This window comes from Cloacibacterium caeni (assembly GCF_907163105.1).
Classification (GTDB): domain Bacteria; phylum Bacteroidota; class Bacteroidia; order Flavobacteriales; family Weeksellaceae; genus Cloacibacterium; species Cloacibacterium caeni_A.
This window is the reverse complement of sequence record NZ_OU015321.1, coordinates 978,304-1,004,129: the sequence shown is the minus strand read 5'-3', so window position 1 is coordinate 1,004,129 and position 25,826 is coordinate 978,304. Positions and strand designations below refer to the sequence as shown.

25 protein-coding genes and 1 riboswitch are annotated in these 25,826 nt (G+C 33.9%); of the genes, 13 read left to right on the top strand and 12 right to left on the bottom strand.

Annotation, left to right across the window (positions count from 1 at the left end; all coding sequences use genetic code 11):
- Positions 1 to 266 precede the first annotated feature (266 nt).
- From KKQ76_RS04670 to KKQ76_RS04660, 3 genes are all read left to right on the top strand, one after another.
- The gene (locus KKQ76_RS04670) at positions 267 to 746 is read left to right on the top strand and encodes a hypothetical protein (protein ID WP_213196039.1); all 480 of its coding nucleotides are present in this window, start codon (positions 267 to 269) and stop codon (positions 744 to 746) included.
- Positions 747 to 913: 167 nt separating this feature from the next.
- Positions 914 to 1,348 carry a VOC family protein gene (locus KKQ76_RS04665; RefSeq protein WP_246501342.1) on the top strand — a complete coding sequence of 145 codons (435 nt, stop codon included), beginning with the start codon at positions 914 to 916 and terminating at the stop codon, positions 1,346 to 1,348.
- 41 nt (positions 1,349 to 1,389) lie between these two features.
- Entirely contained in the window at positions 1,390 to 2,226 is an 837-nt protein-coding gene (locus KKQ76_RS04660; RefSeq protein ID WP_213196038.1) for a CvfB family protein, read from the top strand.
- Positions 2,227 to 2,262: 36 nt separating this feature from the next.
- On the opposite strand, the gene KKQ76_RS04655 is transcribed toward KKQ76_RS04660, so the two are convergent.
- The 5 genes from KKQ76_RS04655 to KKQ76_RS04635 form a co-directional block, all read right to left on the bottom strand.
- Positions 2,263 to 3,798 (bottom strand): flotillin family protein, encoded by a 1,536-nt coding sequence (locus KKQ76_RS04655; protein WP_213189235.1) that lies wholly within the window; start codon positions 3,796 to 3,798, stop codon positions 2,263 to 2,265.
- 24 nt (positions 3,799 to 3,822) lie between these two features.
- The gene (locus KKQ76_RS04650) at positions 3,823 to 4,383 is read right to left on the bottom strand and encodes an NfeD family protein (protein ID WP_213196037.1); all 561 of its coding nucleotides are present in this window, start codon (positions 4,381 to 4,383) and stop codon (positions 3,823 to 3,825) included.
- A 64-nt stretch (positions 4,384 to 4,447) separates the two neighbouring features.
- Positions 4,448 to 4,798: a DUF2116 family Zn-ribbon domain-containing protein gene (locus KKQ76_RS04645; RefSeq protein WP_213196036.1), complete on the bottom strand. Its 351-nt coding sequence runs from the start codon at positions 4,796 to 4,798 to the stop codon at positions 4,448 to 4,450.
- Positions 4,799 to 4,904: 106 nt separating this feature from the next.
- Entirely contained in the window at positions 4,905 to 5,558 is a 654-nt protein-coding gene (locus KKQ76_RS04640; protein ID WP_213196035.1) for a hypothetical protein, read from the bottom strand.
- Positions 5,559 to 5,688: 130 nt separating this feature from the next.
- Entirely contained in the window at positions 5,689 to 6,744 is a 1,056-nt protein-coding gene (locus tag KKQ76_RS04635) for a DUF4932 domain-containing protein (protein ID WP_213196034.1), read from the bottom strand.
- 234 nt (positions 6,745 to 6,978) lie between these two features.
- Between KKQ76_RS04635 and KKQ76_RS04630 the strand changes: the two genes are divergently transcribed.
- The 3 genes from KKQ76_RS04630 (at position 6,979) to hisS (ending at position 9,783) form a co-directional block, all read left to right on the top strand.
- Positions 6,979 to 7,308, top strand: a complete 330-nt coding sequence (locus tag KKQ76_RS04630) for a single-stranded DNA-binding protein (RefSeq protein WP_104793665.1) — start codon at positions 6,979 to 6,981, stop codon at positions 7,306 to 7,308.
- A 551-nt stretch (positions 7,309 to 7,859) separates the two neighbouring features.
- Positions 7,860 to 8,357 (top strand): GNAT family N-acetyltransferase, encoded by a 498-nt coding sequence (locus KKQ76_RS04625; protein ID WP_213196033.1) that lies wholly within the window; start codon positions 7,860 to 7,862, stop codon positions 8,355 to 8,357.
- 82 nt (positions 8,358 to 8,439) lie between these two features.
- The gene (hisS, locus tag KKQ76_RS04620) at positions 8,440 to 9,783 is read left to right on the top strand and encodes a histidine--tRNA ligase (protein ID WP_213196032.1); all 1,344 of its coding nucleotides are present in this window, start codon (positions 8,440 to 8,442) and stop codon (positions 9,781 to 9,783) included.
- A gap of 30 nt (positions 9,784 to 9,813) precedes the next feature.
- Here the strand turns inward: hisS and KKQ76_RS04615 are convergent, their stop codons facing one another.
- A complete protein-coding gene (locus tag KKQ76_RS04615; protein WP_213196031.1) occupies positions 9,814 to 10,095 on the bottom strand; it encodes a YtxH domain-containing protein in 282 nt (93 codons plus the stop codon).
- Between the two features lie 141 nt (positions 10,096 to 10,236).
- Between KKQ76_RS04615 and KKQ76_RS04610 the strand changes: the two genes are divergently transcribed.
- Entirely contained in the window at positions 10,237 to 11,037 is an 801-nt protein-coding gene (locus KKQ76_RS04610) for a class I SAM-dependent methyltransferase (RefSeq protein ID WP_213196030.1), read from the top strand.
- Positions 11,038 to 11,126: 89 nt separating this feature from the next.
- Here KKQ76_RS04610 and KKQ76_RS04605 read toward each other — a convergent pair whose 3' ends face one another.
- Positions 11,127 to 12,299, bottom strand: a complete 1,173-nt coding sequence (locus KKQ76_RS04605; RefSeq protein ID WP_213188635.1) for an IS4 family transposase — start codon at positions 12,297 to 12,299, stop codon at positions 11,127 to 11,129.
- Between the two features lie 330 nt (positions 12,300 to 12,629).
- Between KKQ76_RS04605 and KKQ76_RS04600 the strand changes: the two genes are divergently transcribed.
- The gene (locus KKQ76_RS04600; protein ID WP_213196029.1) at positions 12,630 to 13,898 is read left to right on the top strand and encodes an OmpP1/FadL family transporter; all 1,269 of its coding nucleotides are present in this window, start codon (positions 12,630 to 12,632) and stop codon (positions 13,896 to 13,898) included.
- Positions 13,899 to 14,143: 245 nt separating this feature from the next.
- Here KKQ76_RS04600 and pruA read toward each other — a convergent pair whose 3' ends face one another.
- Positions 14,144 to 15,769: an L-glutamate gamma-semialdehyde dehydrogenase gene (gene pruA / locus KKQ76_RS04595; RefSeq protein WP_213196028.1), complete on the bottom strand. Its 1,626-nt coding sequence runs from the start codon at positions 15,767 to 15,769 to the stop codon at positions 14,144 to 14,146.
- Between the two features lie 225 nt (positions 15,770 to 15,994).
- On the opposite strand from pruA, the gene KKQ76_RS04590 reads away from it, so the two are divergent.
- The gene (locus KKQ76_RS04590; RefSeq protein WP_213196027.1) at positions 15,995 to 16,525 is read left to right on the top strand and encodes a lipocalin family protein; all 531 of its coding nucleotides are present in this window, start codon (positions 15,995 to 15,997) and stop codon (positions 16,523 to 16,525) included.
- Between the two features lie 142 nt (positions 16,526 to 16,667).
- Here KKQ76_RS04590 and KKQ76_RS04585 read toward each other — a convergent pair whose 3' ends face one another.
- Genes KKQ76_RS04585 through KKQ76_RS04575 form a run of 3 tightly spaced genes read right to left on the bottom strand, consistent with a single transcriptional unit; the run spans position 16,668 to position 18,557 of the window.
- Positions 16,668 to 17,870, bottom strand: coding sequence for an NAD(P)/FAD-dependent oxidoreductase (locus KKQ76_RS04585; RefSeq protein WP_213196026.1), 1,203 nt, complete (start codon positions 17,868 to 17,870; stop codon positions 16,668 to 16,670).
- 32 nt (positions 17,871 to 17,902) lie between these two features.
- Positions 17,903 to 18,067, bottom strand: a complete 165-nt coding sequence (locus tag KKQ76_RS04580) for a phosphatidate cytidylyltransferase (protein WP_213196025.1) — start codon at positions 18,065 to 18,067, stop codon at positions 17,903 to 17,905.
- Positions 18,068 to 18,083: 16 nt separating this feature from the next.
- The gene (locus KKQ76_RS04575; RefSeq protein ID WP_213196024.1) at positions 18,084 to 18,557 is read right to left on the bottom strand and encodes a Dps family protein; all 474 of its coding nucleotides are present in this window, start codon (positions 18,555 to 18,557) and stop codon (positions 18,084 to 18,086) included.
- A gap of 779 nt (positions 18,558 to 19,336) precedes the next feature.
- A riboswitch (SAM-I-IV-variant riboswitch) is annotated at positions 19,337 to 19,435 on the top strand.
- A gap of 36 nt (positions 19,436 to 19,471) precedes the next feature.
- Between KKQ76_RS04575 and KKQ76_RS04570 the strand changes: the two genes are divergently transcribed.
- Positions 19,472 to 20,791, top strand: coding sequence for a Na+/H+ antiporter NhaC family protein (locus tag KKQ76_RS04570; RefSeq protein WP_213196023.1), 1,320 nt, complete (start codon positions 19,472 to 19,474; stop codon positions 20,789 to 20,791).
- Between the two features lie 1,165 nt (positions 20,792 to 21,956).
- Here KKQ76_RS04570 and uraH read toward each other — a convergent pair.
- A complete protein-coding gene (gene uraH / locus KKQ76_RS04565) occupies positions 21,957 to 22,367 on the bottom strand; it encodes a hydroxyisourate hydrolase (RefSeq protein WP_213196022.1) in 411 nt (136 codons plus the stop codon).
- Between the two features lie 262 nt (positions 22,368 to 22,629).
- Between uraH and KKQ76_RS04560 the strand changes: the two genes are divergently transcribed.
- Genes KKQ76_RS04560 through KKQ76_RS04550 form a run of 3 tightly spaced genes read left to right on the top strand, consistent with a single transcriptional unit; the run spans position 22,630 to position 25,774 of the window.
- Positions 22,630 to 24,225: a type I restriction-modification system subunit M gene (locus tag KKQ76_RS04560; RefSeq protein WP_213196021.1), complete on the top strand. Its 1,596-nt coding sequence runs from the start codon at positions 22,630 to 22,632 to the stop codon at positions 24,223 to 24,225.
- The gene (locus KKQ76_RS04555) at positions 24,209 to 25,336 is read left to right on the top strand and encodes a restriction endonuclease subunit S (RefSeq protein ID WP_213196020.1); all 1,128 of its coding nucleotides are present in this window, start codon (positions 24,209 to 24,211) and stop codon (positions 25,334 to 25,336) included. Before KKQ76_RS04560 ends, KKQ76_RS04555 begins: the two co-directional genes overlap by 17 nt.
- 54 nt (positions 25,337 to 25,390) lie before the next feature.
- Entirely contained in the window at positions 25,391 to 25,774 is a 384-nt protein-coding gene (locus KKQ76_RS04550) for a PD-(D/E)XK nuclease family protein (protein ID WP_246501341.1), read from the top strand.
- The last annotated feature ends 52 nt before the right edge of the window (positions 25,775 to 25,826 follow it).

Here is a 25,826-nt window from a genome sequence, read left to right as displayed (position 1 = left end):
TAAAAGAGAAGTTTCGGCTTCTCTTTTTTGTTTTGGCAGCAATTTCCTCGTTCCGCTCCCGCTTTTTTGTTTCGCTTCGCTACACAAAAAGAGCTCCGCTCAACTCGGGCTGCAATTCGGTTATCATTTAGAAAGTTTCTGCAACTTTTTTTTGTACATTTGATTTTATATGTTTCTTGCAGATTACGCAGATATTGCGGATAATTGAAAATAAAAAATCTGTTTAATCAGCCAAATCAGCGAGAGAAATCAAACTATTAATAACCATGAAAAAACTAATTCTTTTTTTACTTTTCTTAAGTTCCACTTACGGTTTTTCTCAAAACTTAAATTTGATAAAAAAGGAAGTTGAAAAAATTAATAACTCCAAAAATTTTAAAATTAAAACTGTTTCAAATGATTATTTTGTTGATGTGAAAAATGAAGTTACAGATAATGGACAACAATTAAAAGGCTATTATCAGGATAATCAATTGAAGAAAATAACACATTCAGTAGGACTTTCACTTTGGAAAATTATTCGAGAATATTTTTACTATAAAAATGAATTAATTTTTGTTTTAGAAACTAAATATCAAACCAATGATGAAAATGGATTTATAAATAATCCAAAGCTTATCTATAAAAATAGTTACTATTTCAATAACAATAAATTGATCAAGAAAATAGTAAAGGAAACTTCTGATACAATTGATTTTGTTAAAGAAGCTAATGAACTCAAGGATGATTTAAAGAACTACAAATAATCAAATGTTTTCGTCTTCTCTTTTTTTTGTAGATTTGATTTTATATGTTTCTTGCAGATTACGCAGATATTGCAGATAATTGAAAATAAAAAATCTGTTTAATCAGCTAAATTAGCGAGAGAAATTGAAAAATTCAAAAATATCACCATTTCAAAAAAATTAAAAATATGATTACAAAACCTATATTTCCATGTCTTTGGTACGATGGAAAAGCCAGAGAAGCTGCGGATTTTTATTGCCAAATTTTCCCTAATTCTAAAATCCTTTCGGATAATGGAATGGTCGTAAAATTTGAACTGAACGGAAGAGAATTCATGGGATTAAATGGCGGCCCGAATTTCAAATTTGATGAAGCTGTTTCTTTTTGTATAGAATGCGAAACACAAGAAGAAATAGATTACTACTGGGAAAATCTACTAAAAAATGGTGGAAACGAAAAAGTTTGCGGTTGGCTTACAGACCAGTTCGGAATGTGTTGGCAAGTCTATCCTAAAGTTTTAATAGAATTGATGAATGACGCCGAAAAAGCACCAAAAGCAGTAGAAGCATTTCAGAAAATGATAAAATTTGATATACAAGCTTTACTTGATGCTGTGAAATAAAACCTTACCTTTGCAAAACTTACCAATTATCAATTATAAAAATGCAGTTAGGAAAAACTCAAACTTTAAAAATCGCAGAAAAAAATACCTCTGGACTTTTCTTAGAATCTCAAACCGGTGAAAGAGCTTTTTTGCCTAAAATTTTTGCAGACGAAAATGCAGAAATAGGCGATGAAATATCAGTTTTCGTGTATCAAGATGATTCTGCCTTAAAAGCTACTACAGAAATTCCGCTTTGTGAAGTAGGAGAGTTTGCAGTGATGACTTGCGTGCAATCTTTACCAAGTGGCGCTTTTATGGATTGGGGAATTATCAAAGATTTATTTATTCCGTACAAGCAACAAAAAGGTAAAATTCTAGAAGGAAAACGTTATTTGGTTTACGTTTATGTAGATGATGTTTCAGACAGAATTACAGGAACCACTAAGTTTAAGAGAAATCAGTCTTACGAAAATGTTCCTTTCAAAAAAGGCGAAGAAGTAAATCTTATCATTGCAGGAGAATCTGAAATTGGGTTCAATGTAGTGGTGAATAAAAAATATTTGGGCTTAATTTATACTTCGGATGTATTTAAAAAATTATATCCACTGTCTGAAGAAAAAGGCTACATCAAAACCATCAGAGAAGACGGTAAAATAGATGTTACGCTTCAGAAACAAGGTTATGAAAACAATCATGATGAATTTCAACAGAAAATTCTTCAGAAATTAGAAGAAAATTACGGAATTCTTTATCTCTCAGACAAATCAGAACCCGAAGAAATAAAGCAAGAACTGCAAATGAGTAAAAAGAATTTCAAAAAAGCAATTGGCGGTTTATACAAAGACCAAGTCATAGAAATTCTAGAAGACAAAATCAGACTCATCAACGAAGAATAAAACAAAAAGAGCAGAAATTTCTGCTCTTTTTTGTGGTTATGCTTTTGGAGATTCACCTTCTGGTTTTGTAGGTTTTTCTTCTATTATTTTAGCATCCTCTTCTTTAGGATTTTCGCCTTTTAAGTAAGACGGAAGATTAAGTCCTGCCATATTGAATAAATCATTCAATGGAGGAACGGTTTTCATCATTCCTGAAACAAAATTAGCAGTAGAAGTACTTCCTTCAGGATTGTTTCCGCCATCCCAAACAGTAATTTTATCAATTTTGATATTTTTAACTGCTTCCACTTGAGTTTTTACCAATTCTGGTAATTTTTCAATCAATAATAATTGGAAAGCACTATTGGTATCACCACCTGCAGCTTTTACAATTTGGTCATAACCTTCTGCTTGTTTGGTTAAGATTTCATAAAGACCTTTTGCTTCTGCTTCCATTTTTGCAAAAATCGCGTCTGCTTCACCTTTTGCCTGAAGTCTTATTTTTTCTGCTTCTGCTTCTGCATCAATAATGGCTTTTTGTCTTGCTATTTCAGCAGGAACTACAATATTGGCATTCTGTGTAGAACGTTCTCTTTCAGCTCTTGCGGTTTCAGCTTTTTGTTCGGCTAAGTAAGATTCCTCTAAAGCTTTTGCGGATTGTACTTTTTCAGCAGCCATTGCTATTTTAAGCGCTTCCGCTTCTTTTTCACGTCTTTGTGCATCAGAATTGGCAATGGTAATTTTTGCTTCATTTTCTCCTTTTACAGCGATAGAGTTGGCTAGAGAAGTTGCGATTCTCGCTTCTTTTTCTGCTTCAGCTTTACCGATGCTTTCATCTTTTTTCGCTGAGGCAATGCTTACTTCTCTATCTTTTTGAGTAACGGCAATTTTTACATCTCTATCTCTTTGTGTTTCCGCAATGACTACATCTTTTTCTCGGTCTGCACTTGCTTTACCTGTTTCCCCGATTTTTTCTTGCTCCGCTACAGAAATTTTAGCTTCGTTAATCGCTTTTGCAGCAGCTTCTTTACCAAGAGCTTCTATGTAGCCAGATTCATCTTTAATATCGGTTACGTTTACGTTAATAAGTTTTAAACCAATTTTTTTAAGTTCTGTATCTACGTTTTTAGAAATATTATCAAGGAATTTATCTCTATCTGAGTTAATTTCTTCAATAGTCATGGTAGCAATCACCAAACGCAATTGACCAAAAAGAATATCTTTAGAAAGTTCTTGAATTTGTTCTGGAGCAAGTCCTAATAATCTTTCTGCAGCATTTCCCATAGAATCTGGCTCGGTAGAAATAGCGATGGTAAATCTACAAGGCACGTCTACTCTGATGTTTTGTCTAGAAAGGGCATTGGTAAGATTGGCTTCAATAGAAATTGGCTTAAGGTCTAGATAAGCAAAATCTTGAATAACAGGCCAAATAAAAGCACCACCTCCGTGAATACATTTAGCAGATTGACCGCCAGTTCTTCCGTAGATGACTAAGATTTTGTCAGAAGGACATCTTTTGTACCTAGAAATAAGGGCTAGAATAGTTACAAATATTACAATTGCAACAATAACGATAATAATAAAAGGTTCCATTGGTTTTAATCAGTTTATATTAATTTAATTTTTTTCTACAATTAAAATTTTGTTTTCTGTATTGATGATTTTCACGCTTTCGCCAGAAAGAATTTCTTCTCCTTCTGTTACTGCATTGAGTTCATGAAAACTACCATTAATGCTTACCTGAATTTTTCCAGTTCCAGATTTATGAGCGGGAATTTTAAGATAAACTTCAGCGGTTTTTCCGATGGTTTTTTCCATTTGAAAGGTGTTGTCTTCTTGTAATTTTAGAAATTGCTTGATGATGATAAAGAATATCGCCACGAAAATTAATCCTACTAAAGTTGCTAAAGCTACCAGAAGATAATCATTCATTTCGCCAAAAAAAGCAACACCAGTCCACCCAAATCCAAGAAGAAAATTAATAAGATTTCGGAAGGTAAACCATTCAAAAGGTGCATCTACATGATGAAAGTCTCCATCAAAATCTGTATCTAAATCAGAAGACTCTACTCCTACAAAAGTGAGAATGGTTTGCAATAAAAAAATAATGCTGGATAGGAGAGCAGAATACCAAAATGCTTGCTGAAGCACGCTCATCCCAGTAAAGAAATCGGTCATAGTGAATAAAATAGTTTTTCAAATATAGCGAAAATCTGGTTCTTTTTCAATAAAAAGGAGACTTTTAAACTTCTTTTTTTACCACCAGAATAAAATCATCTTCTAAAAATTTATACCCAAAATCATACACAAAATAATATTGAGCGCCGTTTTTATAGGTTTTAATATTGGTGAAATATTCGAAATCAAAACCTGCAACCGAAAGTTTATTTCTAGTGGTTTTGGCTTTGTTTTCTATAAAATTTTGTTCAGAGAGAATCTTGAAATTCTTGCGCAATTTATTGTTAATATTGCGCATAAGGTTGGTTTGGTCTTTGTTCTGTTTATTGTTAAAGGCGTTTCTACAAGCATCACTGCAGAATTTCTTATCTATTCTGCCCATGATTTTTTCGCCACATTCTAGACAGTTTTGCATGGTTTTAGTTTTATGTAAAGATAAAAAAATCCGTTTGTAAAGGGAAAATATTTTTAAGAAAGATTTATTTTTATTTTTTTAAATACCGCAGTTTTAAAATAATTTATTACTTGTGCTTTCTTTTCATAAAAATTATGAAGATGAGGAATATTAATATTGCTAAAACTGAATAGAGAGAGATTTTGAGTAATCCATTTTGATGCATCAGTAAGTCAATATCTCGTTTTTGTCTTTCAATTTGTTTATTCGGAACATTTCCTTCATAATTTAAATCAAATATTGCTTTATCCTCTTGATTCGCTTTTTCAACTTCTATTTCATGCTCTTTCTCTAGTTTTTCTAATAATTCTAAATCTTTTTGAGTTACTTCTGAAAAGGGTTTAGTTTTAAAACAATATTCTGAATAGATAAATCCTGTGTCAGGTTCTATGTAACCAAATATTAGATACTCTTTATTTTGGTCAAAAAATAAATCACAAGATCTTAGTTGAGAAGAAAATATAGTTGCCGAAGTATTTTCTAGATATAAACCATCATAATAATCAAGTTTATAAATTTTTCCTATTCTTACATTACTTAATTGATTCTGAAGAGTTTTAAAACCTGAAGCAACTTTTTTAATGTCATTTATTTTTCCAATAAAAACAATCTCAGCATATTTAAATGATTGCTTAATATCTAAATCTTCACATTTGCATCCAAAAACACTTATTGAAGTCATAAAAATACAAAGTGAAAATATTTTGATAATTGTTTTCATGACAATTTGTTTTTAGTAAAGTTAAAAAAATCCGTTTGTAAACGGATATTATTTTTGATTTTTATTAGAATGTTTCGGAGTTGGTTTTATACTCAGTATTTTACCAATTATCATGTTATCGGCAGTTTCTTTATTTCAATTCATTTAGTAATACAGGATAAAATTCCTCAAATTTTTTATATTTTTTTCTGTTAGTTTCGTAAATATTTAGTTTTTTTGACACTGTTTCAACTAATTCAAATCCGACACTTTTCTCAAATTCAAGAAGTTTATCCGCTTTTTCTTTCCCAAACTTTGAGCGACTAATATTTATAACGATAGCACGAAGCAAAATTTCATTAAAAACGTATTTCCATTGACTGTAACCTTGTTGTCTGCCACTTTTTTCAAGTTTTTTGTCATAGTATTTAGTTCGTAAATTTTCAATTTCTTTTTCATATTTTTTAGACAGCGGATTAACGAATGAATGTCCAAATTCGTGCAAAATCATATCTGTTTCTAAATAATCGTTGTCAAAGTGAGGATAAAAATCAATTTCTCCATTCGAACCAATGACAGCATAAACTTCTTTTTCTCCTTTCTGATTAGTAATTTCAGCGTTAAAACCTCCCGAATGAATTAATGGCGATAGAATAAGATTGTATGAAGAAAGTTTTGTTCCGTAATAATCTTCTAAATAATCAGGCAAATATCTGATTGTTTTAGATTGTAAAATTTTATTGATTATTTTTTCATTAATTGGTTTGATGGCTTTTAAATAATTTTGAAATAGACTGTCCTGATTAAATTTGGTTAGTTCATTTCTAAACTCTTCAAGTAAGTATTCTTTTCCTTTGGTGATAGTTTCATCTTCAGCATCTGATTTGGTTTTAATCTTTTCAAATTTTGGAAAGTCTGAATATTGGAGTATCCATTCAATAGGTCTATAATATGAAAAATTATATTTTTTAGAAATTGTATCAAATAATGCAACTGCACGATGATTTTTCAAAGATGTTAATTTTTGGTCAAGAGTATTTTTATAAATATTTGCGTGTTTGTTGACTAAAAAGTAATTGTCAAAATAGGCAACTGAATAAAGTGTCTCTATTCTGTCATCAATTGAGATATTCAGTTTTGCTTTTTGTCCAAAAATCAAATTTGAAAAAAATAAAATAAATATTAAAATGTAAAATTTTTCTTTCATTGACGCTGTTTTTCTGAAATTGCCGATAACATCCAAATATACACAATAATCACAAAAATTTAAAAAACATATAAATAATTGATTTTCAATTGTAAAAACTCGTACAAACGACTACAAACGGATATAAATGACTAAATACCGACTAATATTTCGCTTTCGTCACAACTTTGCCACAGAGATTCGAGGGAAATACAGAACGACTCGTTTCTAACGTTTAATTTAAAATTTATTATTATGTCTTTAAGAAACAAAGTGACGCTTATTGGTCACACCGGAAAAGAAGTAGAAATCGTAAATTTCGAAAAAGGAATGAAAGCTACAGTTTCATTAGCAACCAACGATTATTACACCAATTCTCTTGGCGAAAAAGTAGAAGAAACTCAATGGCACAATTTGGTTGCTTTTGGTAAAACTGCAGAGATTTTTCAAAAATACGTGCAAAAAGGAAAAGAAATTGCCATCGAAGGAAAACTTACCTACAGAACGTATGATGATAAAGACGGACAAAAACGCTACATCACCGAAATTAGAGTAGAAGAACTTTTGCTTCTAGGAACTAAATAAAGGAGAACACACAAATGAAATTACAGCCTTGTCATTTTTTGGCAAGGCTTTTTTCTATTTGTAAAATTTTTGTCATTTTGAGCGCAACGAAGTGGAGTCGAAAAATCTTAATTGATTTTAATTAGATTAAGCTCTAGTCATTATATAAAATTTAAACGCAAAGACGCAAAATAATTTTTTTCAAATGATTGCGTTTTTAAGACGCAAAGTTTTCACAGACTTCGTCTGTATTAAAATTGAAAATCTTTGATTTTCTTGCGCCTTAAAAACAATTTTAATGAAAATTTTAATTGCGCCTTTGCGTATTTTGCTATAATTGAATTATTTACAAGTTTTTTGATAATATACTACGAGTTAGATTCTTCATTGCATAATGCTTCTCAAAATTTCATTCAGAATGACAAAAAAATTAGAAAAATTGTAAATACTAGCTTGATGAATTTGCCAAAGCAAGTAAATCTTTGCTTACTTTCAATAGTCATAACATTATAAAATCTTTGCGTATTTTTGAAATCAAAATATTTAGAAATAATTTTCACTATTTTTGAAATATGAAAATCAATATCAGACCTATTCAACCATCAGACAACGCTATTTTAGCCAAAATCATCAGAAGTTGTTTCCATGATTTCGAAGTAAAATGTACCGCAGGAACCGTATATACAGACCCTACAACAGATGATTTATTCTCGCTTTTTCAAACACCTAAATCTCAACTTTGGGTAGCAGAAGCAGATGATGAAATCGTAGGCTGTTGCGGAATTTTCCCCACCGAAAATTTACCAGAAGGTTGTACAGAACTCGTGAAATTCTATATTTCTAATGAAGGAAGAGGAAAAGGAATTGGCAGATTATTGTTAGAACAAACCATAGAAACCGCTCAGGAATTGGGGTATTCTCAGATATATTTAGAAAGCATTCCAGAGTTTTCTACCGCTGTTTCCATTTACGAAAAACAAGGTTTCCAATACCTGAATCAACCACTCGGAAATACAGGTCATGATGGTTGTAATCTTTGGATGCTGAAAGAAATGAGCAATGAACAATAAGCAATGAGTAATTGTTTTAAAATCGTTATTTTTGCATAAATTTTTAAATTACTTATTACTCATTACCAATTACTCATAAAAAATGAAGCCAAGTTTAGCGAAAGGAACCAGAGATTTTACCGCGCAGGAAGTTTATCGCAGAAAATACATTATCAATACTTTACAGAAGAATTTTGAATTGTTTGGATTCCAACCTTTGGAAACACCAAGTTTTGAAAATTTATCTACTTTGACGGGGAAATACGGAGAAGAAGGAGACCGATTGATTTTTAAAATCCTTAATTCCGGAGATTACGCTGCGAAAACAAAAGAGGAAGATTGGAATGCTAAAAATTCTCAAAAGCTCATCGCTCAGATTTCAGAAAAAGCTTTAAGATATGATTTAACCGTTCCTTTTGCACGTTTTGTTGCCATGAATCAAGGAACGCTTACTTTTCCTTTTAAACGTTATCAAATCCAACCAGTTTGGAGAGCAGATCGTCCGCAAAAAGGGCGTTTCAGAGAGTTTTATCAGTGCGATGCAGATGTAGTTGGTTCAGAAAGTCTTTGGCAAGAAGTAGAATTGGTTCAGTTATATTTGAAGTCTTTCAAAGAATTACAAATTCCTGTAAAAATCCATATCAACAATCGTAAAATCCTTTCTGGATTGGCAGAATTTGCCAACATTTCTGAGCAATTGATTGATTTTACAGTGGCTTTGGATAAATTAGACAAAATCGGAAAAGATGGAGTAGTAAAAGAACTTCAAGAAAAAAATATTTCTGATGAAGCGATAGAAAAACTAAGTTTCCTTTTTGATAATAAACCTCAAGCTGAAGTTTTAGAAATTCTTAAAACCAATTTTGCCAATGTAGAAATCGGGAAAAGTGGAGTAGAAGAACTAGAATTTGTTTTAGAAAATTGTAAAAAACTAGGCATAGAAGATGAGTTGGTTTTCAACATTACTTTAGCGCGAGGTTTAGACTATTATACAGGTGCTATTTTTGAGGTAAAAGCACAAGGTGTAGAAATGGGTTCCATTGGTGGCGGTGGTAGATACAACAATCTTACTGAAGTTTTCGGAGTGAAAAATATTCCAGGAATTGGAATTTCTTTTGGCTTGGATAGAATTTATCTCGTGATAGAAGAACTGAATCTTTTCCCACAAAATTCTGAAAGAAAAATAGAATATCTTTTTGCCAATTACGGAGAAAAAGAAGCATCAGAAGCCATGAAGGTTTTAGCCAAACTTCGTGAAAAAGGAATCGCTGCAGAAATTTACCCTGAAAGTGCTAAACTTAAAAAACAATTTGCCTACGCTGAAAAGAAAGGCATAGAAAATCTTATTTTCCTTGGCGAACAAGAAATTGCAGAAGGAAATATCACCATCAAAAATTTAACTTCAGGTGAACAAAAAGCAATGAAAATTGAAGAGTTCTTATCATAAAAAAAGCCATCGTAAAGATGGCTTTTTTGTTTATGCTTGTGGAGCGTTTTCTACTTTTTCTTCTACTGTCTCTTTTGCTTCTTCCATTTTGGTTTCCGCTTGAGATTTTAAATCATTGAATTTTTCTTCCGCTTTTCCTTTTAATTCTTCGGCTTTAGATTTTAAATCATTACCGTATTTGTTAAGGTTGTCTTTTGCGTTATTCAATAGGTCGTTAACTTTTTGTTTTTCTTCAGGAGTTGCTTTTTTATATCTCCAAAAAGCAAGCGCTCCAAGACCTAAAAGTGCCAATAATTTAGAACTGTTTTTCATAATTTTGGTATTTAGTGATTAATATTGTTTGGTTGTTGTGATTACAAAATTATTTTATTATCACCCATTAAAGTTACAAAATTAAATTAAAACATTATAGGATTTGTGCATTTAATTTATCTTTGAACAAATTAAAAAACAATGGATTATATCAATATCAATAAAAATTCTTGGAACGCAAAAGTAGATTATCACTTAAAATCTGATTTCTATTTTGTAGATGAATTTATTGCAGGAAGAACTTCTCTCAATGAGCCAGAATTGGACCTTTTAGGAGATATTAAAGGAAAGAAAATGCTGCATTTGCAATGTCATTTTGGTCAAGATTCTATTTCTTTGGCAAGAATGGGAGCCGAAGTTACTGCAGTAGATTTATCAGACAAAGCCATTGTTGAAGCCAGAATATTGGCCGAAAAATGTGGAGTGGATGTCAACTTTATAGAATCGAATGTATATGATTTACCAAATGTTTTAGAGGAGAAATTTGACATCATTTTTACCACTTATGGTGTGATTGGTTGGCTTCCAGATTTAGAAAAATGGGCAAAAATAATTCAGCATTTTCTTAAACCCAATGGCGAATTCATCATGGTAGAGTTTCATCCTGTAATTTGGATGTTTGATGATGATTTTACCAAAATTGCTTATGATTACCAATCATCAGAACCTATTGTAGAAACCTACGAAGGAACTTATGCAGATAAAGATGCGGCGATTACTCAAGAATATGTCATGTGGAATCATGCACTTTCTGAAGTATTTCAAAGTTTAATCAACCAAAATTTGGAGTTTAAACACTTTCTAGAATACGATTGGTCACCGTATGCATGTTTTAAACACACTGTAGAAGTAGAAAAAGGGAAGTATAGAATCAGTAAATTTGATAAAAAAGTGCCTTTAGTCTTCTCTATAAAGGCGATGAATAAGGAATTTTCAAATTAATGATTATTTTGCAATACTGTCCTAAATAAAAATTATTAAAAATAGAAACAGCCTAAATACCTATTTTACATTTAGCTTTACATTTAATTTCAAAAAAGAACCCCTTGATAATAGTTTTTGGGGGTTTCAGGCGGTTGCTCAAATGGTTTGTCGAGCCAAAATTGAAGATTAATTTTAACAAAAATATTCAATCGGATAAAAGCTACCAGATTTGATAATTGCCAATTATATTTAGCGATGGATTTCAGGTATTTCAGAATGAGAATAGTGATAAGTGCCGTCCAGATTTGGATTTTCACTGCATTTTCAGAAGTTCCAATGAAGGTTTTGATGTGAAGCAACTGCTTGATATCTCTAAAAAAGATCTCAATTTGCCATCTTTGCTTGTATAATTCTGCTATGGTAGAAGCAGCCCAAGAGAAATTATTGGAAATCATTTCAATGGTTTGCTTGTTTTCATTATCCCAAATAGCCACTCTTCTTAATTTTTTTGGATATTTTTCTTTGGATAAAGGATTTGAGAGTACTATTTCTTCGTCTTTTAGGATGCTTTGAGCTCCTTTTGGTGGAAGTTCTCGTTCCTGTAAAGTTTCAAATTTCAGATTTTCTTTATGTCTTATTACGAAGAAAACACCTTTGCTGTCCCAAATAGAGAGCATTGGAAAATCGTTATAGAATCGGTCTGCAACAATGACTGCTCCCTTTTCCAAAGGAATGTTTTCCGCTCCCTTGTTATCAGCAACACTTCCTTTGGTAATATTCACATAAACAGGAAGTTTCCCGTCATATTCAAGTAAGGTATGCATTTTCACGGCTCCTTTTTTAGTTCGATATGTTGCCCAATCGAACAAAGACAGGCATAGAGAAATAAGGGTAGAATCTAATAAATAGACAGGAACTTTTATTTTGAGTTTTATCCGTCTTTCTTTCGTGTGCTGTCCTAATTGTTCTAATAGTTTGAAATACACGTCTTTAAACAAATCTGCATCTCGTTTTCCATTCTGGTAGCTAATAGAAGATTTGGAAGGTGCTGTTTTTATCCCTAAATGATTCAGGTTTCCTGTGGCACTGCGAAGCCCGTTGGAAATGTCCCGAACCGAAGTGCTTTTGGCAAAATGACAGAAAAGCATAGAAACTAAGTGGTTCCAACTATCAAATCCTTTATTTCGGTAATCGGTTTTCTTCTCAATTACTATTTTTTTGAAAATCCCTCGGTCTATTTTTGAAATGATTTGGGAAAATAATGTTAATTTTGAATCCATAAGAAGGTTTTTTTGTTGTACAACCTCAAAGATACTTTGAGTTACTTTAATTCCTTCTTATTTTTTTATTTAGGACGCTATTGATTATTTTGTTTTGATTTTTACAAATATTTTCTATATTTGTTTCATAATCGATATGATTAATGAAAAACCTATGAAAAAATGTGCCTCTCGTGAAAGCGAGAGGTTTTTTTGTGCCTTCATGTATTCTTATAAATGGTAATAATTATTCAGCAAGTGGTAGTTTTTACTGAACATGACAAATGACAGTAAGTATTTTAAAATCAGTAATATAACCCGTCGTAACTTTATGAAACAAAAAATAACTTTATGAAAAGAATTATTATTACTCTTGGTGTATTATGTTCAGGAGTTATGATGGCTCAAGTAGGTCATCTTATGCAAGGTATAGGTTCAGTAAATATGAGTATGGGTGGTGCAGCAACTGGTCAACCTATTGACATTAGCGGTGCGTTACAGTGGAATCCTGCGGGAATTACAGATTTTAATGGAAACACCGTTTCTGTAAATGCTGGTTTATTTATGTCTAACCCAGAAATATCTTCTTCTTATGGACCAATGTCTGGAGTGACTAAAGACGAAAAAGCCAACTCTATCATGCCTACTGTTGCAGTAACTTTTGGTAAAAATCCTCATCATAAATTTGGTATTTCTGTTTTCGGAGTGAGTGGTTTTGGTGTAGAATATCCAGAAAGCACCACCAATCCTATTCTCATGTCTCAACAATATGGTGGTTTTGGTAAAGTAGAATCTAATTATATGTTGATGCAAGTTGGTTTTGCTTATGCTTATAAATTCAATGAAAATTTCTCAATGGCAATACAGCCTAATGTAAATTACTCAGCTCTAAAAATTCATCCTAATCCATTGGCTAATCCAAGCATGACTGCAGGTTATCCTAATTCTGATAATGCTTCTGCAATTGGCTTTGGAGCACAAGTAGGGATGTATTACAAAACCAACAATGGTTTTAAACTCGGTTTATCTTATAAATCACCGGTATATTTTAATGAATTTAAATTTGAAAACACTTATCTAGACAATACTAAAGGAGAAAACAAATTTACGATGAATTACCCTGCGATTTATTCAGTAGGTGGTGGTTATTCTCATCGTTTATTTGATTTGGCTTTAGATTACAGATATGTAGACTATGCTAATACAGAAGGTTTCTTAGCCAACGGATGGAGCAATTATGGCGCTGTAAAAGGTTTCGGATGGGAAAGCATCGATGTAATTTCTGCAGGGATTCAAATCAAAGCCATTGAAAAATTGCCAATTAGATTAGGATATACTTACAGTTCTAATCCTATTAATCCAGAATTAACAATGTTCTCTGTTCCAGCTTCTGCTATCATTAGAGATGCATACGAAATAGGAGTAGGGTATAAATTAAATGACAAACTCACCATTAATGCAAATTACCATTATGGAGCGAGTGATGGCAAAACTTCTGGAGCATTACTTAATCCTATGATGGCATCACCATCTAATCCTTATGGAGCAATTCCAGGAAGCACTGTAGCGTATGAAATGACCACTTCTATGGCTCAATTAGGAGTAGATTTCAAATTTTAAAAATATATTAATTTGACTACAACTCTTCACTCTAAACAGTGGGGAGTTTTTTGTACTTTTTATTCAATTAATGGTAATATTTAGTGATGTACATGTATTTCATTTTGAAATCTAATTAACTAATGATAACTTTGTCCTTAGAAAATGAACTTATTTTCTCTCCGAAAGGAGAAAGCACAAATGATGAAAAGGAAACGCCTCTCAAAATACTTTGAGAGGCGTTTTTTATGATATTGAAATAATTCTTAACCTAAGAATGGATACTTGTAATCAGTAGGAGATAAGAAGTTTTCTTTGATACTTCTTGCAGAAACCCAACGAAGAAGATTCATTTTAGAACCAGCTTTGTCATTGGTTCCAGAAGCTCTCGCTCCACCAAAAGGTTGTTGACCAACTACAGCACCAGTCGGTTTATCATTAATATAGAAGTTTCCTGCCGCATTTTCTAAGGCTTTAGTTGCCTCGTTAATCGCATATCTGTCTTGTGCAAATACAGCGCCTGTTAATGCATAAGGAGAAGTTTTATCTACTAATTTTAACGTAGCTTTCCAATCTTGGTCTTCATATACATAAATCGTAAGAATAGGGCCAAAGATTTCTTCCTCCATACTCTCGTAGTGAGGATTTTTAGCTTGAATAACCGTAGGTTGTACAAACCAACCTTTGCTGTCATCACAACCACCACCGAAGATTACTTCTGCATCGTTGGCATTTTGAGCTCTTTCGATGTAGCCTTTGCATTTTTCAAATGAAGCTTTATCAATTACCGCATTTACGAAATTAGAAGGATCTTCTGGACTTCCCATTTTAATTTCAGCCAATTGTTCTCCCATAATTCTTTTTACTTCTCCCCAAAGTGATTGCGGAACGTAAGCTCTAGAAGCAGCAGAACATTTTTGACCTTGATATTCGAAAGCACCTCTTACCAACGCAGTTGCAACTTGACTTGGTACAGCAGAAGGATGTGCTACTACAAAGTCTTTACCACCAGTTTCTCCTACGATTCTAGGGTAAGTTTTATATTTATGAATATTTTCGCCGATTTGTCTCCATAATGATTGGAAAACTTCTGTAGAACCTGTAAAATGGATTCCAGAGAAATCTGGGTGTTCTAGAATTTGCTTAGAAGTTTCTGCACCACCAGAGAAAACCATATTGATAACACCTGCTGGTAAACCTGCTTCTATCAATACATCCATAATGACTTTAGCAGAATAAATCTGTGTGGCAGATGGTTTCCAAACCACTACATTTCCCATCATCGCCATAGAAGTAGGCAAGTTCAGAGAAATCGCGGTAAAGTTAAACGGCGTAATCGCATACGTAAAACCTTCTAATGGTCTATATTCTGCTCTGTTCCAGATTCCTGCATCAGAAACGGGTTGTTCAGAATACAATTCTGTCATGAATTGTACGTTAAAACGTAAGAAATCTATCGCTTCACAAGCCGAATCTATTTCTGCCTGCATTGCATTTTTACTTTGACCAATCATCGTAGCAGCGTTGATTTTATCTCTGTAAGGACCAGCCAATAAATCAGCAGCTTTTAAGAAAATAGAAGCTCTTTGCTCCCATGGTAAATTAGCCCATTCTGCTCTTGCTTTCAGACAAGAATTGATGGCATCATCTACATGTTGTTTATTTCCTTTGTGGTAATATCCTAACGTGTGTTGATGATCTTGAGGAGAGTGTAGTGATACTTTTTCACCAGTTTTCACTTCTTTTCCGTCAATAACCATTGGGATTTCTACTTCTTCTGACCACATTTTTTGATAAGTAGCAATAAGTGATTTAATCTCTGCAGAACCAGGAGCATAGCTTCTTACAGGTTCGTTTTTAGGAGTAGGAACTTGCGAAATTGCGAATGACATATACTTTTAAATTTTAGATTTTAATTTGCTGATGAAGATAAGAAACAGTTCTTATTCATATCCTACAAAAATACAATATAAACCTTCACCCACCAAAACACTTCGGTTACATTTTATGGAACTACTAAAAAATAAGTCTAATAGACAAATAAAATAAAAACATTTCCCACAATTCTATAATTTTGCTTCACTAATTTAACCGAAATTTGTAGAAAAATAAAGACAATGAAAATCATAAAAGGAATTGCCATCATGGCATTAGTAGCCACCATTTTTACTTCATGCGTAGGAATTCCAGATGGAGTAACGGCGGTACAAAACTTTAACAAAGATAAATATCTAGGCAAATGGTATGAAATCGCAAGATTTGATTTCCGTTTTGAAAGAAATCTAGACAATACTACAGCGCAATATTCCATCAATCCAGATGGTAGCATCAAAGTACTGAACCAAGGGTACAACTATGTGAAAAAAGAATGGGATTCTGCTGAAGGAAAAGCCAAATTCATAGGCTCTGAATCTGAAGCGAGACTGAAAGTTTCTTTCTTTGGGCCATTCTACGGCGGATATAACGTAGTAGACATTGACGAAAATTATCAGAATGCCCTTATTTACGGGAATTCTACAAAATATATGTGGATTCTCTCAAGAAATAAAACCATAAACGAAGCCACCAAAAAAAGATTCATCGAGAAAGCCAAAAAAGACGGTTTCGATGTTTCAAAACTCATCTGGGTAAATCATAACAAAGACTAAAACTCATTTCAATAACAAAAAACTCGAGACTAGAACTCGAGTTTTTTTTGACTTTAATATTAACCTCAACCTAAACCTTTACCTAAACCTTTACCTAAACCTTTACCTTTACCTTTACCTTTACCTTTACCTTCATCCTTACCTATCTCCCAAATCGATAATATTGGGCTAAAGTATTTTCCTTGTTTTGTAAAAGGTCGATAATAATTTTTCTTCCTTGTGCAGAAAAGGTAATGCCATTTCCACCAAAACCTAAGCAAAACAAACAATTTTTATATTCTGGAGATTCCCCAATATAAGGCAAACCATCTTTGGTGGTTCCAAAAATTCCACCCCAAGAAATATCTTCGATGAAGTCTAAATCTGGTAGTGTTTTCTTGAGTTTTTTAATGAGCGTTTTGCTTTTTTCTTCTTTAATATTTTGTTGAAGTATGGTATCTTTATACACAGAATCTTCGCCGCCAACTAAAAATCTACTATCATCCGTAGTTCTCATATACAGATAAGGATCTTGTGTGTCCCAAATCAAAATCTTTTCTAGATTTTTATTATAGGTTTGCGTGGGTTCACTCACGGTTGCGTAAGTATAAATCAAATCGGCAACTTTTTCTTTGAGTAAATTCAAAGATTCAAAACCTGTGCAGAAAACTATTTTTTGAGCATTAATGGTATGATTTTCTTGCGTAATGACTTTCGGAGTTGTGCCTTGATCTTGAATGCTTTTAATTTCTGTTTGGTCAAAAACTTTCATGCCTCTTTTTACATTAAAAGCAATAAGTTCATGCGCCATTTGATATGCATCTACACTGGCTGCAGTATCACTTAGAATACCACCATGAGAAACAATGCCATAAGTTTTTTTAATCGCATCTGCTTCTAACCATTTGACACCCAGTTGATATTTTTTTCTAATTTCAAATTCCTGATAAAGTTCTTTTGCAGCGGTTTTATTGTGCGCAATATAGAGGGATTTTTTCATTTGGAAACCACAATTTAATTTTTTGGTTTTCACCAATTTTTTTAAATCTTGAATAGCAGTGATGCCTTCTTGATAACAAAGTGCTGCAGCTTCGTCACCGATTTTCTTTGCCAAATCTTTTAGCGGTTCATCTATTTCATACTGTAACATGCTGGTAGTAGCACTCGTGCTTCCTTGTCCGATGTCTCGTCTGTCGATGAGAGTCACTTCATAACCTGCATCCATTAATGCATCAGAAATCAGAGCGCCAGTAATGCCGCCACCAATCACCAAAATTTCTGTTTTTATATTTTTTTGTAAAGTAGGATAGGTGTAGAGTAAGCCGTTTTTGAGCAGCCAAAAAGATTCAAAGGTTCTTAGTCTCATATCATTTGTGTTTTAAAGTGTTTGCAATGAGCTTATTTCTTTCCTCGTGAAAATAGCCAAAATATCACGACTAATACTAAGGCAATTAAGAAAAATCCCCAATACATTCCTGCTTTGAAAACGGTTTCTACCGCTTCACAACTCGTCAATAAGGTCAATAAAAATAAAGTTACGATAGATAAGATATACTTTTTCATAGGGTTAAATTTTAGGTTAAACGAAATATTGTCTGAGTTGCCAAGCCATTTTTTCATGGTCTTGCATCAACCCGGTTAAAAAATCTGCGGTTCCTTTGTCTTCATATTTTTCTTCACAGTCATCTATGGAAGTTCTGAGAGATTTTACAATACTCTCATGGTCTTGCAAAAGTTCTTTTGCCATTTCCAGAGGAGCAGGGCATGTTCCAGGGCTTTCTTTTAGCTGAGAAAGTTTCCCAAACTCTATGGTGGTTCCTACTGCCATTCCGCCAAGAGTAGAGATGCGTTCGGCAACTTCATCGATGGCTTTTTCCATTGCCTCATATTGTTCTTCGAAGAGGCGGTGAAATTGCATGAAGTCTGGTCCTTTCAGATTCCAATGAAACTTTCTGAGTTTTAAGTATAACACATTGCCATCTGCTAAGACAACGTTTAGGTTATCACATACTTTCTTGAGGTTTGCGGCACTGATGCCAATGTCTACTTTCATAATGATTATATTTTGTATTGATGTTGATACAAAAATAGAATACAATGAAGTTGAAGGAGTTATAATATCATGACCATTTGTTATAAGATTTAGAGGTCATCTGTAGCGTATTGTTCCCCGACATCAAATACCTCTCACCGACATTTTTCATACACTATCTATGCTTTATCTATGCTTCATCTAGGGAGAAGCTGGGGATAGGTGATAAGGGTATATGGTGATGTAGTGATGTAGTGATGAAGTTATGAGGTTATGAAGTAAAGTGATTGTCTTTTATAAATTTTTTATATCACAAAGTTCACGAAGATTTGTTGAAATGATTGTGTTTTTGAGTTCTCAAAGGAACATCGTAGATGTTCTAGAAAGCACACGGATTATAGTGTAATAGAAATAATGTGCCTTCGACTACGCTCAGGCACCGTGTAATGGAAGAATTGGTGGCTGAGCACAAACTGAAGGTCTGCGAACGAAGTTCACGAAGCCACAGTTTCAAAAATAAACGTTGCCTGAGCCTGTCGAAGGCAACGTGCAATAAAAAATGTTGTGCCAGAATATAGTCGAAGCCAGAAAGTAGATGAATTCTATTTCCTAATTTTTGAGATATTTTTAGAGAAAGAGTAGAAGAGAAATTGCTGTAAGGACATCAAAAAGGAATTGGAAAAGGAAATTTTTATTCTTTAATTTCTAGAAATCAGGGAGTTAAAAGGCTGTATTGATGGTCTATGAAGGCGATTGACAGATTGTATTTGGTTCGTTGGGAGATAATGATTATTTTTGCCGCCTATTATCTGGAACCTCTACGGGAGGTAGCAACCTGCAACAACAAGCAAGGTGCTAAAGCGATAAGCCAAACTTTTTTTGGAAAAAATGTTGTCTATCTTTTGTAAAGTTCCTGTGTTAAATTTTTAAATTTTATGAACCATACAAAAGCAAATTTTCTCAGTTTACTTCCTTTTTTAATTTTCGTAGGTACATTTTTAGGTGCCGGAATTGTTATGCAAGACTTTTATGCCTTGCCATCGCCTATTGCCGTGAGTATCGGTATTATTGCCGCCTTCGCCATGTCTAGGTTGCCTCATCAAGAAAAAATCAAAACTTTCTTACACGGTTGTGGGGAATCCAGTGTACTCACCATGTGTATTATTTATCTATTGGCAGGCGCTTTTTCTACCGTAGCACAAGTTTCGGGGAGTGTAGATGCAGTAGTGAATATCGGGCTAACTTATATCTCTGCGGATTATTATGCTCTAGGGATTTTCCTTTTGGCCTCATTTCTTTCTCTGTCTTCTGGAACCTCGGTTGGTGCTATTGTCGCATTAGGGCCTATCGCGATACAGTTGGCTCAAAAAAGTGGAGCAGACCTTAACCTGATTGGAGCAAGTCTTTTGGGTGGTGCCATGTTTGGTGACAATCTTTCGGTGATTTCTGATACTACCATAGCAGCGGCTCAAACTTTGGGGAGCAGTATGAAAGATAAGTTCAGAACCAATTTTTATTTGGCTTCACCTGCAGTAATATTGACGGTGGTCATCTTACTTTTTATAGGATTTAGCAATCCTGTCGCGCCCATTGCCTATACACCAACTCCCATTTCTTGGGAACTTATTTTCCCCTATTTAGTGGTTTTGGTATTGGCATTTTTAGGGTTAGATGTATTTCTTGTTTTGGTGATTGGGATATTTTTAGCGGGAGCCATTGGTTTATGGCAAGGAAACCTTACGTGGTTGAGTTTTGCCAAAGCCAGTTATGAAGGCTTCACGTCTATGACCGAAATTTTCCTATTGTCTTTGCTTACAGGTGGTTTAGCTGCCTTAGTAGAAAAAGCAGGGGGAATTCAATATTTATTGAACAAAATAGAAGCTAAGATTAGCTCTGCCAAATCTGCGCAATTGGGTGCAGGATTGATTACAGGTTTGGTAAATCTCTGTATTGCCAATAACACCGTGTCGATTTTAATTTCTGGGAAAGTGTTGAGACCTATTTCCGAACGTTTTGAAGTTCCTGCCCGAAAGATGGCTTCTGTGATTGATATTTTTGCGTGTATCGTTCAAGGGTTGCTTCCTTATGGCGCTCAGGTTTTATTGATTATCGGTTATAGTAAAAATAAAATCAATTATGTGGATATGCTCTCGCATTCTTATTATTTAGGGTTTCTGTTCTTAATGGTGGTGGGGTCTATGTTTTGGGGAAGGTTTAGGAATGTGTTGCCTTCGGGAGGCTTAGGCATTTATTGAGAAAAATTCTTTTCCCCAACCCTAAAGGGTGGAATTTTTCTGTTTGGTTTTGGAGTTTCTATATCACAAAGTCCACGGAGAGTTGTTGAAATGATACCGTTTTTGAGTTCTCAAAGGAACATCAGAGATGTTCTATAGAGTACACGGATTTTAATAAAATAGAAATAATGGTGCCTTCGACTACGCTCAGGCACCGAGTGTAGTAATAAATAATACGGTGATTGAGCGGAGTCGAAATCACAGGGAGGAATAAGAACGTGCCTTCAACAGGCTCAGGCATTTGTTGAGAAAAATTCTTTTCCCCGACCCTAAAGGGTGGAATTTTTCTGCTTGGTTTTGGAGTTTCTATAACACAAAGTTTACGGAGAGTTGTTGAAATAATTGCGTTTTTGAGTTCCCAAAGGAACATCAGAGATGTTCTATAGAGCACACGGATTTTAATGTAATAGAAATAATGGTGCCTTCGACTACGCTCAGGCACCGAGTGTAGTAATAAATAATACGGTGATTGAGCTTGTCGAAGCCACTGTGGGTGGAATTTTTCTGCTTGGTTTTGGAGTTTCTATAACACAAAGTTCACGGAGAGTTTTTGAAATGATGGCGTTTTTGAGTTCCCAAAGGAACATCAGAGATGTTCTAGAAAGCACACGGATTTTAATAAAATAGAAATAATGGTGCCTTCGGGAGGCTCAGGCATTTGTTGAGGAAAATTCTTTTCCCCGACCCTAAAGGGTGGAATTTTTCTGCTTGGTTTTTGAGTTTCTATAACACAAAGTTCACGGAGATTTTTTGAAATGATGGCGTTTTTGAGTTCTCAAAGGAACATCAGAGATGTTCTATAGAGTACACGGATTTAATGCAATAGAAATAATGTGCCTTCGACTACTCTCAGGCACCGAGTGTAGTAATAAATAATACGGTGATTGAGCGGAGTCGAAATCACAGGGAGGAATAAGAATGTGCCTTCGACTCCGCTCAGGCACCGAGAGTAGTAATAAATAACACGGTGGCTGAGCTTGTAGAAGCCACTGTGGGTGGAAATTTTCTTGGTGATGAGGTGATTAAGTTATGATTTTTTTTTGATGCTGCCTTCGACTACGCTCAGGCACCGTGTAATAAAAGATTTGGTGGCTGAGCTTGTCGAAGCCACCTATTCTTTTTATTTTTAATTTCCTCTGTACGTGGAGTAGCCGTAAGGCGATAGGGTGATGGGAACGTGGTAATGCTCTTGGTCTGCCAACTCAAAAACCACTTCTACAAAGGGATAAAAGGATTTTTGACCTAGACTTTTAAAATACGGTGCGGTGTAAAACGTAAGTTTGTAAATACCCGTGTTGTTTTTGCCGTCCTGTTTTAAGAAATCTTTTACCCTGCCGTTTTGGTCGGTGATTTTTTCTTCTACCCATACCCAATTGTTTTTTGCATCTCTTTTTTGCAATACAATTTTTACATTCGGTGCAGGTTTACCCGTAGAAATGTCTAGAATGTGACTCGAAAGTTGATAGCTGCTTTCTTGAGCATGAACCATTGGAAACATTAAAAACATCATGAGGAATACTAACCAATTCTTTTTCATTTTTTTAGATTTTTATTGTTGAATATTTTTTGTCTTACGTTTACAAAGATGATGCCTATTTATGCCGAATTGATTTCATTTTGATTGATGTTTGCAATGGCATTTATTGTATTATTCTAATGGGAAAACTTGTAGGTTTTGTGAATAGGGTTTTTCAGTGATTACATTTTTAATGATTATTTTAGTTGATTACGGTTTTCCTTATTGGTATAAAGAGAGGTTTTTGTTATATTTGGGAGAAATAATAAAGTATAGGAAACCAATGGCTAAGAAAAGCACTGTAAAAACTAAATCCATAGAAGAAACGCTTTGGGATTCTGCCAATAAATTAAGAGGAACGGTAGAATCTTCTGAATACAAACACGTAGTACTGGGACTGATTTTCTTAAAATTTGCGAGTGATAAATTTGAAGAGCGTAGAGCAGAACTTATTGCAGAAGGCAAAGAGAAATTTATAGAAATGAAAGAGTTCTACAATATGCAGAACATCTTTTATTTGCCAGAAGAAGCCCGATGGAGCACCATTATCGAACATTCTAAACAGGCTGATATTGCTCTGAAAATAGATACAGCTCTCCACACCATAGAAAAAAACAACCCTGCGCTGAAAGGCGCTTTGCCTGATAATTATTTCTCCCGTCTGAATATGGATGTGAGCAAATTGGCAGCATTATTAGATACCATTAACAATATCAACACCTTACAAGATAAGCAACAAGACATTGTAGGGAGAGTTTACGAATATTTCTTGAGCAAATTTGCCCTTGCCGAAGGTAAAGGAAAAGGAGAGTTCTACACCCCTAAAAGTATTGTAAACCTGATTGCCGAAATGATAGAACCTTACAAAGGTATAATCTATGACCCAGCTTGTGGAAGTGGTGGGATGTTTGTGCAGTCTATTAAATTTATAGAAAGCCATCACGGTAATAAAAAGGAAGTCTCTATCTACGGACAAGAATATACCGCAACCACATATAAATTGGCGAAAATGAATTTGGCGATTAGAGGAATTGCCGCCAATTTGGGAGATGTACCAGCCGATACTTTTGGCAAAGACCAACATCCCGATTTGAAAGCCGACTTCATTATGGCAAACCCACCTTTTAACCAAAAAGATTGGCGAGCAGCCGATGAATTGGTGGACGATGCCCGATGGAAAGGTTATGATGTACCACCAACCAGCAACGCCAATTATGCTTGGATTCTGAATATGGTAGCCAAACTTTCTGAAAACGGAGTGGCTGGTTTTATCTTGGCCAATGGAGCGCTTTCGGGCGGTGGCGAAGAATATAAAATTAGAAGAAAACTTATAGAAAATGATTTGGTAGAAGCCATTGTTATTTTACCACAAAATATGTTTTATACCACTGGTATTAGTGTTACCCTTTGGATTCTCAATAAAAACAAAAAAGAAAAAACGGTACAATTGCCTGATGAAACTAGACAATACCGCAACCGTGAAAATGAAATATTGTTCTTGGATTTAAGACAAAAAGGCATCCCTTTTGAGAAAAAATACATCCAATTTTCTGAAGAAGAGATTCAGGAAATTGCAGGAACGTATCATACTTGGCAGTGCCTTCGACAGGATGAGACAACATCTGAAAGCAAGCTGAACGTTTATGAAGATATCCCAGAGTTTTGTTACAGTGCAACCAAAGAAGAAGTGAAAGCCAAAGATTATTCTCTGGTGCCGAGTAAGTACATTGCTTTTGTAAACCGAGATGAGCAGATAGATTATGAGGATAAAATGAAGGCATTGCAACAAGACATTACCCAATTATTGCAAGAAGAAGCCCAATCTAAAAAAGATTTGTTAAATGTTTTTAAGGAGTTAGGATATGACATCAAGTTATAAAAGATTAGGCGATTATATAAAAGAAGTTAGTATTAAAAATACAGACTTAAAAGTAAATAATCTTATTGGAGTTAGTATTGATAAGAAATTTATAAAGTCTTTTGCTAATACTATTGGAGTAGATATGTCAACTTATAAAATTATCAAAAAAAATCAGTTGGCGTGTAAGTTAATGAGTGTAGGTAGAGATGAAAAACTTCCCGTAGATTTATATGTTGAGGAAGAACCCTCTCTTGTGTCATCAGCGTATTATGTATTTGAACCAATAGACAGTAATATCTTGATGCCTGAATATTTAAAGATGTGGTTATTTAGGAGTGAAACAGATAGATATGTAGGTTATGTTAGTGGTGGAGATGTACGTGGAGGGATTTCTTGGGATACTTTTTGTGATATTCCTATAAAAGTACCTGCAATAGAAAAACAGCAAGAAATCGTCAACGAATACCACATGATACAAAAACGCATTAACCTGAACAACCAACTGATTGCCAAATTAGAAGAAATAGCACAAACGATTTATAAACAGTGGTTTGTGGAGGGGATTGATTTAGAAAATTTACCCAATGGATGGAAAATGGGAATACTTTCAGATATATCAACGATAAATATGGGACAGTCACCAGAAGGTGAAAGCTATAATGAAATAGGTGATGGTTGTCCGTTGATTAATGGTCCCGTTGAGTTTGGAAAATATTTCACAATAAAAACTAAATGGACTACTGAACCTAAGAAATATTGTAAAAAAGGAGATTTGATATTTTGTGTAAGAGGTAGCACGGTTGGAAAAAATGTAATTGCAGACGATAAATATGCCATAGGAAGAGGAGTTTGTGCTATTAGTTCAAAGTATCAACTTTATTTAATTCAGCTAATTAAGACTAATCTTAATGAAATTCTTAAAGATGTTACAGGATCTACTTTCCCAAATATTGATAGAATCACATTAGAAAATTACCCTATTGTTATTATTAGTGAGGGAAGACTTCAAGATTTTGAAAGTAAGACAAAACCAATATTTGAAATTATTGAAATTAAGGCAAAAGAAAACCAAAAACTAGAGGAATTGAAGGGATTGTTGCTGGCAAAGATGACGAGGGTTGAGAATTAGAAATTAAAGAAATAAAAATTAAAAAAGTAAAACTAAACTATGAAAACTGAAATGATGGAAACTGAAAAGCTTCTAAAAGAAGTGAATTGGTTTCTCAAAAACAAAAAATTAGAAGTTGCGAAAAACGAAGATACTTTTAATATGTTTAGAATATGCGGTGTAAACCATTATGAAAACACGCATTCTTCTATTCTTGCAGAACTATTAGATCCCAATGCCAGTCATCAGTTTGAGCATAAATTCTTAGATGCATTTATACAGACTCTTATAAAGTTAGATATTCTGCCCCCAGAATATCAGTTTGCGTATCAAGATGTGGCAGTACATCGGGAATATTCTACGCCCTATGGTAGGCTTGATATTTTAATTACCAATTCATTAGGTGAAGCTCTACTGATAGAAAATAAAATATATGCAGGCGTATCAATGAGCAGTTAAAAGCTAGTATAAAACCTATTTGCCCAGTGTTGATGCGAGGGGTTGTAGAAAG

What these genes read in the sequence shown, in the direction of transcription:
- KKQ76_RS04670 (WP_213196039.1), top strand. Translation starts at nt 267, where the DNA reads ATGAAAAAACTAATTCTTTTTTTACTTTTCTTAAGTTCCACTTACGGT.
- KKQ76_RS04665 (WP_246501342.1), top strand. Translation starts at nt 914, where the DNA reads ATGATTACAAAACCTATATTTCCATGTCTTTGGTACGATGGAAAAGCC.
- KKQ76_RS04660 (WP_213196038.1), top strand. Translation starts at nt 1,390, where the DNA reads ATGCAGTTAGGAAAAACTCAAACTTTAAAAATCGCAGAAAAAAATACC.
- KKQ76_RS04655 (WP_213189235.1), bottom strand. Translation starts at nt 3,798, where the DNA reads ATGGAACCTTTTATTATTATCGTTATTGTTGCAATTGTAATATTTGTA.
- KKQ76_RS04650 (WP_213196037.1), bottom strand. Translation starts at nt 4,383, where the DNA reads ATGACCGATTTCTTTACTGGGATGAGCGTGCTTCAGCAAGCATTTTGG.
- KKQ76_RS04645 (WP_213196036.1), bottom strand. Translation starts at nt 4,798, where the DNA reads ATGCAAAACTGTCTAGAATGTGGCGAAAAAATCATGGGCAGAATAGAT.
- KKQ76_RS04640 (WP_213196035.1), bottom strand. Translation starts at nt 5,558, where the DNA reads ATGAAAACAATTATCAAAATATTTTCACTTTGTATTTTTATGACTTCA.
- KKQ76_RS04635 (WP_213196034.1), bottom strand. Translation starts at nt 6,744, where the DNA reads ATGAAAGAAAAATTTTACATTTTAATATTTATTTTATTTTTTTCAAAT.
- KKQ76_RS04630 (WP_104793665.1), top strand. Translation starts at nt 6,979, where the DNA reads ATGTCTTTAAGAAACAAAGTGACGCTTATTGGTCACACCGGAAAAGAA.
- KKQ76_RS04625 (WP_213196033.1), top strand. Translation starts at nt 7,860, where the DNA reads ATGAAAATCAATATCAGACCTATTCAACCATCAGACAACGCTATTTTA.
- hisS (WP_213196032.1), top strand. Translation starts at nt 8,440, where the DNA reads ATGAAGCCAAGTTTAGCGAAAGGAACCAGAGATTTTACCGCGCAGGAA.
- KKQ76_RS04615 (WP_213196031.1), bottom strand. Translation starts at nt 10,095, where the DNA reads ATGAAAAACAGTTCTAAATTATTGGCACTTTTAGGTCTTGGAGCGCTT.
- KKQ76_RS04610 (WP_213196030.1), top strand. Translation starts at nt 10,237, where the DNA reads ATGGATTATATCAATATCAATAAAAATTCTTGGAACGCAAAAGTAGAT.
- KKQ76_RS04605 (WP_213188635.1), bottom strand. Translation starts at nt 12,299, where the DNA reads ATGGATTCAAAATTAACATTATTTTCCCAAATCATTTCAAAAATAGAC.
- KKQ76_RS04600 (WP_213196029.1), top strand. Translation starts at nt 12,630, where the DNA reads ATGAAAAGAATTATTATTACTCTTGGTGTATTATGTTCAGGAGTTATG.
- pruA (WP_213196028.1), bottom strand. Translation starts at nt 15,769, where the DNA reads ATGTCATTCGCAATTTCGCAAGTTCCTACTCCTAAAAACGAACCTGTA.
- KKQ76_RS04590 (WP_213196027.1), top strand. Translation starts at nt 15,995, where the DNA reads ATGAAAATCATAAAAGGAATTGCCATCATGGCATTAGTAGCCACCATT.
- KKQ76_RS04585 (WP_213196026.1), bottom strand. Translation starts at nt 17,870, where the DNA reads ATGAGACTAAGAACCTTTGAATCTTTTTGGCTGCTCAAAAACGGCTTA.
- KKQ76_RS04580 (WP_213196025.1), bottom strand. Translation starts at nt 18,067, where the DNA reads ATGAAAAAGTATATCTTATCTATCGTAACTTTATTTTTATTGACCTTA.
- KKQ76_RS04575 (WP_213196024.1), bottom strand. Translation starts at nt 18,557, where the DNA reads ATGAAAGTAGACATTGGCATCAGTGCCGCAAACCTCAAGAAAGTATGT.
- KKQ76_RS04570 (WP_213196023.1), top strand. Translation starts at nt 19,472, where the DNA reads ATGAACCATACAAAAGCAAATTTTCTCAGTTTACTTCCTTTTTTAATT.
- uraH (WP_213196022.1), bottom strand. Translation starts at nt 22,367, where the DNA reads ATGAAAAAGAATTGGTTAGTATTCCTCATGATGTTTTTAATGTTTCCA.
- KKQ76_RS04560 (WP_213196021.1), top strand. Translation starts at nt 22,630, where the DNA reads ATGGCTAAGAAAAGCACTGTAAAAACTAAATCCATAGAAGAAACGCTT.
- KKQ76_RS04555 (WP_213196020.1), top strand. Translation starts at nt 24,209, where the DNA reads ATGACATCAAGTTATAAAAGATTAGGCGATTATATAAAAGAAGTTAGT.
- KKQ76_RS04550 (WP_246501341.1), top strand. Translation starts at nt 25,391, where the DNA reads ATGGAAACTGAAAAGCTTCTAAAAGAAGTGAATTGGTTTCTCAAAAAC.